Origin of the sequence: Neobacillus sp. 19, assembly GCF_049463095.1 — a bacterium.
Lineage (GTDB): Bacteria > Bacillota > Bacilli > Bacillales > Cytobacillaceae > Neobacillus.
Genome location: NZ_JBMPZU010000097.1, coordinates 1 through 11,852 on the forward strand (window position 1 = coordinate 1; position 11,852 = coordinate 11,852).

General features: G+C 39.5%; 10 protein-coding genes. All 10 read right to left on the minus strand.

What is annotated here, in order from left to right; translation table 11 throughout:
- A partial coding sequence (locus ACO1D1_RS26040) for a hypothetical protein (protein ID WP_423337595.1) occupies nucleotides 1-213 on the minus strand: 213 nt, incomplete at its 3' end.
- A gap of 42 nt (nucleotides 214-255) precedes the next feature.
- A complete protein-coding gene (locus tag ACO1D1_RS26045) occupies nucleotides 256-1,128 on the minus strand; it encodes an ROK family protein (protein ID WP_149871952.1) in 873 nt (290 codons plus the stop codon).
- Between the two features lie 24 nt (nucleotides 1,129-1,152).
- The gene (locus ACO1D1_RS26050) at nucleotides 1,153-2,067 is read right to left on the minus strand and encodes an ROK family protein (protein ID WP_149871953.1); all 915 of its coding nucleotides are present in this window, start codon (nucleotides 2,065-2,067) and stop codon (nucleotides 1,153-1,155) included.
- 42 nt (nucleotides 2,068-2,109) lie between these two features.
- Nucleotides 2,110-3,525 (minus strand): glycoside hydrolase family 1 protein, encoded by a 1,416-nt coding sequence (locus tag ACO1D1_RS26055; protein ID WP_149871954.1) that lies wholly within the window; start codon nucleotides 3,523-3,525, stop codon nucleotides 2,110-2,112.
- A gap of 263 nt (nucleotides 3,526-3,788) precedes the next feature.
- Nucleotides 3,789-5,294 carry a response regulator transcription factor gene (locus ACO1D1_RS26060; protein ID WP_149871955.1) on the minus strand — a complete coding sequence of 502 codons (1,506 nt, stop codon included), beginning with the start codon at nucleotides 5,292-5,294 and terminating at the stop codon, nucleotides 3,789-3,791.
- Nucleotides 5,287-7,089, minus strand: coding sequence for a sensor histidine kinase (locus ACO1D1_RS26065; protein WP_423337596.1), 1,803 nt, complete (start codon nucleotides 7,087-7,089; stop codon nucleotides 5,287-5,289). Before ACO1D1_RS26065 ends, ACO1D1_RS26060 begins: the two co-directional genes overlap by 8 nt.
- Before the next feature lie 68 nt (nucleotides 7,090-7,157).
- Complete coding sequence (locus ACO1D1_RS26070) at nucleotides 7,158-8,615, minus strand: ABC transporter substrate-binding protein (RefSeq protein WP_423337597.1); 1,458 nt, start codon at nucleotides 8,613-8,615, stop codon at nucleotides 7,158-7,160.
- Nucleotides 8,616-8,636: 21 nt separating this feature from the next.
- A complete protein-coding gene (locus ACO1D1_RS26075) occupies nucleotides 8,637-9,626 on the minus strand; it encodes a carbohydrate ABC transporter permease (RefSeq protein WP_149871958.1) in 990 nt (329 codons plus the stop codon).
- Between the two features lie 44 nt (nucleotides 9,627-9,670).
- Nucleotides 9,671-10,600 carry an ABC transporter permease gene (locus ACO1D1_RS26080; RefSeq protein ID WP_149871959.1) on the minus strand — a complete coding sequence of 310 codons (930 nt, stop codon included), beginning with the start codon at nucleotides 10,598-10,600 and terminating at the stop codon, nucleotides 9,671-9,673.
- A gap of 188 nt (nucleotides 10,601-10,788) precedes the next feature.
- Nucleotides 10,789-11,709: a glycosyltransferase family 2 protein gene (locus tag ACO1D1_RS26085; RefSeq protein ID WP_190284732.1), complete on the minus strand. Its 921-nt coding sequence runs from the start codon at nucleotides 11,707-11,709 to the stop codon at nucleotides 10,789-10,791.
- Between the last annotated feature and the right edge of the window lie 143 nt (nucleotides 11,710-11,852).

Genomic DNA, 11,852 nt, shown 5'->3' on the forward strand with positions numbered 1-11,852 from the left:
ATCTTGATAAAAACGGTCTGGTCCATGGAAGGGATTTTCAGCATAATGAAATTTCCACATTCCATTTAACAGCTTAAACCCTTTGGAATTTGCCCTTTCATACGTTAATGCTGATAGAGTATCCGTAAACGAATAGAAGTAAGCTCGCTCAGGCAATCGTCCTCTTTGAAGGATAGAAATGTTTTCCCAGTCATTTTTCTTAGTCTGAACCACTTAAAGATCTCCCTTCCATACTGCCCATTAATGCGGGACAGATTATCTTTGTATTTCTTCTGTAAACGCCTGATGGGCAATTAGAAGTGATCCCGTAATCCCTGCATCATCGCCTAGTCCAGGGCGCACTATGTATTCTGTTAAGTCTGGCAAAGAAACATAATCAGAAAGAAACTCCTGCAAATACTTATAAATAGAAGAGAATACTTGTTTCTGATTCATCACCCCGCCGCCCAGAATAATCCGTTTTGGTGATAGGATTAAAATATACTGCATCAGTGCTTGGGCAATATAGTAGCCTTCTAAATCCCATACTTCCTTTCGATCCACCAAGTCAATCCCCTTGGCTTTCCAGCGTTCTTCAATTGCGGGGCCAGCCGCAAGACCTTCTAAACAATCTCCATGATAGGGGCACTTACCTTGATAGTGATCATTCGGATGACGCCTTACAAGGATATGGCCCATTTCTGGATGTGACAGGCCTTGAAGAAGCTTGCCTTGAACCACGGCACCCGCTCCAATTCCCGTACCAACTGTAATGTACAAGCAGCTGTCCAAGCCTTTAGCCGCACCGAGGGTGGCCTCCCCTAAAGCTGCCGCATTCACATCTGTATTGAAACCAATCGGTACCGAAAAGGCATCTCTCAATGCTTGAACAAACGGATAGCCCGTCCATGCCAGCTTCGGTGTAGATGTAATCGTTCCATATGTCGGACTTTCTCGATTGACATCAATAGGGCCAAATGAACCAACCCCAATTGCATCAAGTTCATATTTCTTAAAAAATGCCATTACCTCAGCCATCGTCTCCTCAGGCACTGTGGTTGGGATCTTGATTCGCTCAATAATTGTGCCCGACTCATCTCCAACCGCACAAACAAATTTTGTTCCTCCTGCTTCAATTGCACCATACATTTTTTGGTTTCCTCCAAATCATTATTAGTTAATGCTTTTGTGCACCCGTAAGAAATGAAACAAGGCGCCCATTAAGTTTGCGTCGTTATCAAATTGGCAGGCTTCCACCTCAATAGACAGCGTCGAGATATCATCCTTTAATCCCTTCAATTCGCGATTAATCCCGCTAATGACTTCCCGGCGCTTACTAATCCCGCCTCCGATAAGAATCTTTTCAGGATCTAAAGCATATTTCAAATTATAAATTCCAATCGCTATCCGTTTATAAAATTGTGCAATACTTTCTAGAGCAATGGAGTCTCCCGACTCTGCCAGACGAAATACTTCCTCTCCGTCTAATGAACAGTGTGTCAGTGATTTCTTCCTTTCAACTTCTCGGACAAGGGCATTCGTGGAGGCTGATTGACTCCAGGTTGAATGAAGCGGATTCTTCCCCGCTTGGAGGGCTCCGCCCATGATCATGTACCCAAACTCACCGCCATGAAGCGTTGCCCCGCGTAATATGGAATGGTTCATGACAATGCTGCCACCAATGCCTGTACCAATCACAATACAAATAAAGTAATCCACATCTTTAGCCGCCCCTAACCAGCCTTCCGCCAAAGCAGCGCAATTGGCATCATTTTCAATCGATACCGGAAGACCTGTCCGTTCCTTTATCAGGCTAGTCATGGGAACTCCATGAATATAAGGAAGAGCACTTGCACCGCCAATAAATCCTGTTTTCACTTCGACAGCACCGGGTGAACTTAAAGCAATGCCCTGGAGTTCATAGGAATCTCTCAAATCTTTTACGATCTCACAAATGGTTTGCAAAAAAGGCTCTAATCCTTCCTTCGGTGTTGGAAACTTCCCGCTGACCAGTTTGTTCCCCTCTTGATCCATTACAGCATATTTTATATACGTGCCGCCGATATCAAATACCATATAAGCTTTCATCGGAATCCCCTCTTTAAGAATTTCGTTTGCCTTGGAACCTGGTTAAAAACCGTTATGATCAGACAACTGTTTATACCATCTGCCTGATTTCTTAATGGTACGTTTTAAATCATTGTTTAAATCTACTTCTACTAATCCATAGCGATTCTTATATGCATTTGCCCATGACCAGTTGTCCACAAATGTCCAAAGGTGATAGCCAAGGCATTTGGCCCCTTCCTCTAGTCCTTTATGCACCCATTTCAGGTGTTCTTGAATAAATTCAATCCGATAATCATCCTCAATAAATCCTTCTGCATTGCGGAATTTCGCTTCCCCTTCAACTCCCATACCGTTCTCTGAGATAAAGAAAGGAATATTGTCATAATGATCACGAATATCGATCATAATGTCATAGATGACCTCCTCGCAGATTTCCCAGCCTCTATGTGGATTGATCTTCCGCCCAGGCATAATGTACGGATCAAATAGATGCTCCGGCATGAACGGGGCACCCGCCGGCACCGGCTCTTCCTTAGCTTTAACGCGGCGCGGCTGATAATAATTCACGCCCAATAGATCAATCGGGTTATTTTTGATAATCTCTAAATCTCCCATTTCGACTACCGGAAGCAGTTCTCTTTCTTTTAAAATGGCAATCAAATCGGCAGGGTACTCCCCTTTTGTAACCGGATCAAGAAAGCTGCGGTTAAAGAAAAGGTCGGAGATATGTGCGGCCTTGACATCTGCCGGATCCTGACTTCGCGGATAGGATGGCGTTAAGTTTAGGATAATACCAATCTTACCGTCGCCTAGATTCAATTTTTTAAATGCTTCTACTGCCTTGGCATGGGCCACAATCGTATGATGGGCCACCTGCGCGCCTCGCTTGAAATCTACGATATTCGGATAATGCCAATTATATAAATAGCCGGCCTCGACTGGAACGATTGGTTCGTTAAAGGTAAACCAATATTTAACCCGGTCGCCAAACAATGTAAAGCAGGTTTCAGCAAATTTCACATAGGCCTCAACGACTTCCCGGCTTTCCCAGCCGCCTTTTTCCTGCATGCACATCGGCATATCGAAATGGTAGAGATTCATGAATGGTTCAATATCATTTGCAATCAGTTCGTCAATGACGCGATTGTAAAAATCAACCGCCTGCTGATTGACTTCCCCGACTCCATTCGGAATTAACCGCGACCATTGAATCGAGGTCCGGAATGAATTATGCCCCGTTTCCTTCATTAACTCGATATCCTGTTTATATCGGTGGTAGAAGTCTGAGGTTTGCTCCGGTCCTACTTGATTATGAAAGCTCTCCGGTTCAATGCTGTACCAATAGTCATATAGGTTTGGCTTTTTCCCATCGATATTTGCTGCCCCTTCTGTTTGCGGACCAGATGATGCACTTCCCCACCAGAAACCATTTGGAAAGCGATAAGTAGGTTGATTCTTAAGCGAAGTATTTTTCATAATTTATCACCGTCTCTTTTTATAATATAAGATTTATAAATTCTGACTTCGAGAATTGTCTAGCTCCAGCGCGCTTGCGGCTAGTGTCCTTCGCTCTCCGCCCTACGATAAGTCAACATCGAATCGCCTCCGGCTCTTCGTGTTTCCTTTATCTCAGTTGGAGCGCTCCACAAGGAAAGCTTCGGCAGCATAGGCATCGCACGAAGAAAAAGCGTTAGCTTTTTCGAGGAGGCCATACGCCGCTGACCAGGGCGCTTGCGCTTTTATATTTTTCTCCACTCACTTGGTGTGAGCCCAATTGTTTTCTTAAATTGTTTATAAAAATATGTCGTATCAGAATAGCCTACTTTTTTGCCAATTTCTCCTGCCCGATAGTGGGTTGTTTTTAACAATTCCTTTGCTTTTTCCAATCGATACCGGTTTAGGTATTCAGAAAAGACAACCCCTACTTCTTTTTGAAATAGCTGTCCTAAATAAATGACATTTACATGAAACTGTTGTCCCAAGGTTTTTAACGAAATCCCTTGGTCATAGGAAGCATGAATATAATCAAGGACATTTTGGACAATGGGACTGCGCATATTTGCCTGATTATGAATGGATAAAAGCAATTCGCGACAATATTCCTTCATAATTGCTTTCAGATGCTCCACGTTTTGGCTATAGGCTATTCTTTCCACGGCAGCTGTATAATAGGAAACATCGTCTTGCTGCAGCGAATAATGGATATAGGAAATAAGATCAAACGTATATTTTCTGGCAGATTGAGGGGAGATAAAAGGCGACTTCTTGGTTAATTCCTCAAAAAACAGGTCAACCACTTGCAAGGTCTCTCCATCCGCTTTCAATAGCTGCTTAACGATACATTCTTTGAATTCCTGCTGTTTTTTGACTTCTTCATGCCTATCAATCGGTAACATTTCTGAAAGAAGTACATTAGGATTTGAAAAGGGCTGCAGCAAACAAAACCCAATGGCATTCGTAAAACTCTCTTCCAATTCCTCTATCCTTTTAACCGGATTTCCCATCGATAAATAGAATAAACCTGAAGCGCTTCCTTCATTATTGAGATGCTCCACCAGGCTTTGATTCAATTGATGTAACTCCTCTTCACTCTTTCCGCCAAAAATAATAATTAATTCTTGGTTTGGACTGTATAGACAGGCCGCTGAATAATGCTCTTCAATATAGTTCCTAATTTCCTTTGATATTTCCGCATTTTGAAACTGTTCGAAACTTAATATAGAGACATTATGAAATGGCTGAACAAATTGGATATTATATAATGATAGTCTTTCAAAGCAATCATTTTTATTAATTTCACCGTTTAAATATCGCCATAATGTATTATCCAAAAGTGTGGACCGTTCCTGTATCTGATTGCCGCCTGTCATGGTTTTCAATTTACGCCCAACATTTTGGATGGTTGTGACTAATTCATCCTCATCCACTGGTTTGACTAAATAATTTTCAATTCCCAATAACAGACCCTGCTTAATAAACTCAAACTCCTGGTAACCTGTTAACACAATACTTTTAACCTTTGGCTGGATTTTCTTCACTTCTTTAATTAGATCTAACCCGGACATCTCACCCATCATAATATCTGTGATCAGAATGTCGATTGGGTTGTCTTTTAAAAAAATGAGGGCCTCTTCTCCGCTTTCTGCTGTTAACACAATTTCAAACCCATAATCCTCCCAATCTAACAGTGCCTGAAGGCCAATTGTAATCAGTGGTTCATCATCGACAAGCATCACCCTATACATTCGTGCCCCCCCTTGCTGGAATCAATAGTGTGACAATTGTTCCCTTATCTTTGGTGCTTTTTAGTGTTAGACCGAACGGAGCCCCGTACTTCAGTTTCAGACGCTGATGGATATTTCTTAATCCAATTGATTCCATTTCATCACCCTCTTCACAATTGATATGATGGATAATCTTTTCAAGTGCCTCTATTGGCATGCCCTTACCATTATCCTCCACACTTATTTCAACCATTTCTTCATGAGACGTGGCACGTATGAATAATTCGTTATCTGACTGGCCTTTCCTAAAACCATGCACAAAATAATTTTCAACAATTGGCTGTAAAATTAATTTTTGTACCAGTGTTTGTTCAACATTACATGGAATATCAAAGTGAACCTGTAATTTGTTTGGAAATTTAAATTGCATCAATTTTAAATACTGATTGACATACTCTATTTCTGTATATAAGGGAACGGTGTCTTTTGATTCTAACGAGTAGCGGAACAGTTTCGATAAATGGAAAATCATTTTACTTGAAGTCTTAGACCCCTCGACAACGGCAACCATCCGGATCGCCTCTAGCGTATTAAATAAAAAATGCGGATCAATTTGTGCCTGGAGTGCTTTTAATTCAGCTTCCTGCTGTTTCAGATTTAATAGATAAAATTCTTCAATATAGTTATTCAACTCATCTAACATGGAATTGATATTAACCGCAATCTTTGATAATTCATCTTCACGCTTTGATTTTGGAATTCTTGCATCAAGGTTTCCCTTTTCCACCTGACGAATAATGGCAACAATCCGATTAATTCGCCGTGAATAATTGTAAGTAAAGGAATAGGTAATCAAAATCGATATGATGATGAAAAAGATGATCACACCCCACATAGTTCCCCTTACAATGGTAAGCTTCTGCCATCCCTTGTCGGGAATCACACTGATGTAGGTATAATCTCCCTTGTTGGCAATCGTATTTATATAAAAATGGTCATTGTTCCACTTCATTTTCGTTTCATTTGTTTCTTGCTTGATCTGTTTGATCATATCTGTTGGGACATGAGCCTTATTTACCGAATAGATGATCTCGCCCTCATCATCCATTAAAAAAAAGGAAGCAGGCGTCCGGTCATGCTTTTTAACAATTTTGTCTAAACGGTTAGTAGAGTAATAAATTTGTATTTCTCCTAGTTTTTTCAATGTCACTGGATTATTAATGAAAACCTTTTTTGTAATGGTATCCTTTAATTTCCGGTGATTTTCCCGGTCCCCGTTGGACCTTGGAAGCAGTTCCGCCAAAAGCGAATTTGAGTTTAATACATCAGAATTTGCTATTATACTTTTATCCCATCGCAAACGATTGTAGATTAACAAATATTCAATCGCGGGATTTTCTACCGATTGTAAATTGATGGCATTAATATCGCTGTCTTGACCAAAATATGCATTAAAATACGTATCAATATTCGTAGGTTGAAACGATGGACTTTCCGAGAATTTATCTAAGCGATATTCTAAATATTTCTCATAGCCGTTATGAAGAGCGAAGGAAAAGTCATCAATCACATCCCCTTTTACATAGAAGTCACGTTTTGCCCGATTAACATCTGAGTCTTTAGCGGAAAAGTAGTCCTCGACCCTTTCCAATGTTCTTGTATTAATATTCACTTCCTTTTGTATGATCACATCGGAATAATAGTTGCTTATGGTAACAATTAAGATAATAACGGTTACAATAATTGTGAGTGAGGAAATGAAAAATAGTTTATTGAAAATGTTTTGGCTAAACCGTAATTTTCTTCTTTTTAACATGTTGAGGCCCTCGATTATACGGAAATAAAATCAAGCCGGAATGTTACACCCAGCTTGATTTTTACTATTTACTTTTGCTTACTTTTCCAATCATCATATTGCTTTTGAATTTCTTTTAACACTTTGTCAATGCCAGCTTCTTTTAATTTCTTATTGAATTTTGGCAGGTATTCTTCAGGGTTAACAGATCCTGTTGCCAATGCCGGATAGAACTCTTTAGAGATATTCGTAATCGCTGCAAGCTCAGATCTCACTGGATCACTGTCAAAGTGGAAACCAAGTGTTGGTGCTGGTTTTGCGGATGTATTAAACTCTTCAAACTTTTCCCATTTGTCTTTAGGATCATTGTCGTATAAATCTAAGATAAAGAAGTTTCCTAAAGAATAGGTTGGAACATTGTAACGATCAATACGAGCTGGAAGATCTTTAATCGTCCCATCATCGCTCTTTTCATAGTGAACGCCTTCAATTCCTTTGTCTACTAGGTTACGAAGATATGGATCAGTGTTAAGCAGATTTAAGAATTCCATTGCTTTTTCAGGGTTCTTAGATGTTGCAGAGATGGACTGAATGGAACCGGATACAGAATCATTAATCGTAACTGGGTTTTCAGCCGGAACAGAAACCACATCGTACTTAGCAGCACGGCTCCAAACTAAATCAGCGTACGGTTGGGAATCGCCCATACGGACAAACCAGTTTTCTACATCCATTGGCCAGCTGTCTTTGCTTGTTGCCGCATCTTCTTTAAGATAGCCTGCTTTGTAATAATTATGCATTGTTTTATACGTTTTCATGGCTAGATCAGATTCGAATGGGTTAATGACCTTGTCTCTGTCGCCTTCAAACGGGATGGCAAATGGCATTTCATTATTAAAGATATAGTCAAATGGAAGATACGCTTTGAATGTTGCCATTGGCGTAATCTTTGTTTCATTTTCTTTAATGACTTTTAGCATTGGTTCAAGGTCTTCCAGGCTTTGTACCTTTGAAATATCGAAGTTGTATTTTTCGACTAGACGTTTGTTGAATGTATAAACCGTTTGTCTTGCAGCCTCTTTATTAGTCGGAACACCGTAAATTTTTCCATTTACCTTAATTCCTTCTAATAACGCAGGATTGATTGCTTGTTTTACATCTTTTCCTTCCTTATTTAACAGATCATCAATGGCCAGGAAAGCACCCTTTTGTGAATTTTGAACATAATCAGTACCATTTGTAAAGATAATATCAAATGGTTCGCCTGAATTAATCATCACTTGTGATTTTTGCGCCCAATCGCCCCAGTCTATTTGAGTCATCTTCACTGTGGCATTAATTTTCTTCTTCGTATACTTGTTTACTTCAGCAAATACTTTATCAGTATCCTTTTGTGGTGTACCAATAGTGTACCATTTAATTTCGTATGGCTCGCCTTTCTTACCGCCCTTATCTGCTGCAGAAGTGTCTTTATTGCTGCTGCAAGCAGCTAGAATGGTGCCAAGTGACAAAACTAATGCCAGTAATACAGCTAATTTCTTCTTCATTCAACTCTCCTCTTTCTATTTTTATTCTTTAACGCCGCCAATAGTCAGTCCGCTAATAAAGTACTTTTGGAAGAACGGGTACGAAACTGCTATCGGTAAGGTGGCGATTACAACCATGGCCATTTTGGCTGACTCTTGTGGGATGGTGTCAAACAAGCTTAACTGCATGCTGGCCACATCCATATTTTGTCTCATAAATTCAAGGTTTGCCTCTATTTTCATCAATAAAGATTGCAGTGGTACTAGATTTGGATCATCAATATACAGCAGCGCCGTAAACCAATCATTCCAATATCCTAGTGTACTAAACAAGGCAATCGTGGCAATCCCCGGTAATGAAAGCGGGAAGATAATTTGGAAGAAGATCCTCCACTCACTCGCTCCATCCATCCTTGCTGATTCTAAAATCGATTCGGAAACGGATTTTAAGAAGAACGTTCTCATAATGATAATATAAAACGCATTCATTGCAAGCGGCAGAATCAATGCCCAAATGGTATTCTTTAAACCTAAAAACTGGGTGACAACAATGTAAGTCGGTACCAGACCGCCGCTGAAAAGCATCGTAAAGAACGCCAGAAAGGTGAAAAATCTGCGATACTTAAATTGCGGTCTTGAAATGGCATAAGCATAAAACGTGATCATCAATACACTGATAATGGTACCGACAATCGTAATAAAAATCGTAACACCGTAAGAGCGGAAGAATTGTGCCTTCATCCCCCATAGATACTGGTAAGCATCCGTACTCCATTCTTTCGGAATCAGTTGAAATCCATTTCTTACAATACTTTCTTCACTTGTAAACGAGATAATAATGACATAGATAAAAGGAAAAATACACGCAAGCGCGAGAATCCCTAATAACACACTAAAAATGGTATTGACAACCGGGTGCAGGTGTTGAGGATCTCGGTATTTTTTCCTAACAATACTTGCCCCACCCCCTTTCAAATCTTGTGTTGATTCTGATATAGCGGCAGATGGTTGTGTTTGTAAGTTCTTTGGCATAATGAAGCCGCTAGGCGACTTTCCCTCCCTTCATGAAGGCGCTCTTAAAATAATGCGCTTTCTTCATCTACTTTTCTTACAATATAGTTCGTTATGATCACAAGGGTAAATCCAACAGCTGACTGATAAAGACCTGCTGCTGTACTCATTCCAATGTCACCTAAATTCATTAGACCGCGGTATACGAATGTATCGATAACATTTGTAACCGAATAAAGCGCACCTGAATCTCTTGGTACTTGATAAAATAATCCAAAATCCGAGTTGAAGATTCTGCCGATATTCATAATGGTTAAGATAATCATTAATGGTTTAAGCATTGGCAAGGTTACGTGCTTAATCTGTTTCCATTTTGATGCCCCATCAATCATCGCTGCCTCATAATACGTTCGATCAATTCCGACGATGGATGCTAAATACACGATACTGCCGTAACCGACACCTTTCCATAGACTCATAAACACGAGAATGAACGGCCAATATTTCGATTCGCTATACCATGAAACCGGGTCGATATGGAACCAGCCAAGAACATGGTTTAACAGGCCGTGATCCGTACTTAAGAAAGTGAAGACAAAGTAGCTTCCGATAACCCATGAAATAAAATGCGGAAAGAGAATGGAAGTCTGATAGACCTTTGATAACCTCTTATTCACCAGTTCACTGAGCAGGATCGCTGTTGCCACAGCTGCGATTAGCCCTACTACAATAAAGATAAGATTGTATACGAGGGTATTTCGCGTAATAATCCACGCATCACTCGTACTAAACAAATATTTAAAGTTATCCCAGCCGACCCAATCACTATTCATGATACTGGCAAAGAAGCCATCCGGATGAATCCGGAACTTCTTAAAGGCCAAAACTTGTCCAAACATCGGCAAATACGAGAATAATAGCAGCCAAATCGTTCCGGGTAAGACCATCAGCAGCCAGATTCTATTTTTATATATATCACTCAATATATTTTTCATGTTTTTCCTCCTCTCGGGTGTTGTAAGCACTTCCATACCTTTATTTTATAGGGAAAGGGGGCCTTTTTATAGTTGACTAATTTGGGATTAAGTGCAAAAATCTTAGAAATTATTTCACTATGTGTTTAGGGAATATGTAAATAAAAAAGCAAGTATAGAATAATTGTCTATACTTGCCCTACAAGCTACTAAAAACTATATCTTACTTTTATATGATTTAGTTTCTCTCTTAAAATGGTATCAAATAGTGTTTCATCAATCGGCAAACTCTCCGCTTGTGTTTTTAATTTACTAAACACATGTAATAGTTTATCAAAATCTCCTTTTTCAGGGATAATGACGTTGGCATCGCCAAAAAACATATTAAACGTAACTAGCTCATCGTCATTCAAATTAAACTGGTTGTTTTTGAGTGCAGTGATATGTATTTTATCAAGAATCTCCTTTCTCTTCGTTCTTAGTCCTGGATCGCGTTGGGAGGTACCTGTTGAATTGTTATGACCCGTTCGGTATTTCAAAAAGCATTTATTTATATTCTCAAGTTTACCAATTACGGATAGATCAACCCAGAATGCGTAATCTGAACAAGCGAAATAGTCCTCCCGGTGTTTTACATTCGCATTCCTCACTGGCTCCATCCTGATCATAGCCGCCGGATTAGCGATGGGATTATGAAATAGTAACGAGAGATGAATATTTTCTGAGCCACTAGGCATTTTACTATATTTATCCGTTGATCCAAAAAACTGGAAATCACTGGAAACAGCTACAATATCTTGGTTCTCATTTAAAAATTCCACTTGCTCTTTCAGTCTGTCAGGAGTTGCCAAATCATCAGAGTCAATGAATGCGATATATTCACTCTCAGTTAATTGCAATCCTAAATTAATTATTTCCGGCAAACTTATTTTTTTCGATAGTTCAATTAATCGGATTCGTTTATCGGTATAGCTTTTGATGATTTCTTTAGAAGAATCGGTTGAGCAGTCATCGATAATTAAAAATTCAAAATCCCCGTATGTTTGCTCTAAAATACTGTCAATTGTGTCTTTCACATATTGCTCAGTATTAAAAACCGGCATGAATACCGTTAATTTTTTTGAGTCCATTATCATTCCCTCTAACTTTCCAATTATTTTGACTATTCACACTTCCCGTTATTGTATCAATTTGATATGAAATGTACAATTCTTCGTTTGGCCTCCTCCCTTTTCTACACAAAAAAACGCATTGGGATTCACATATATGTGAA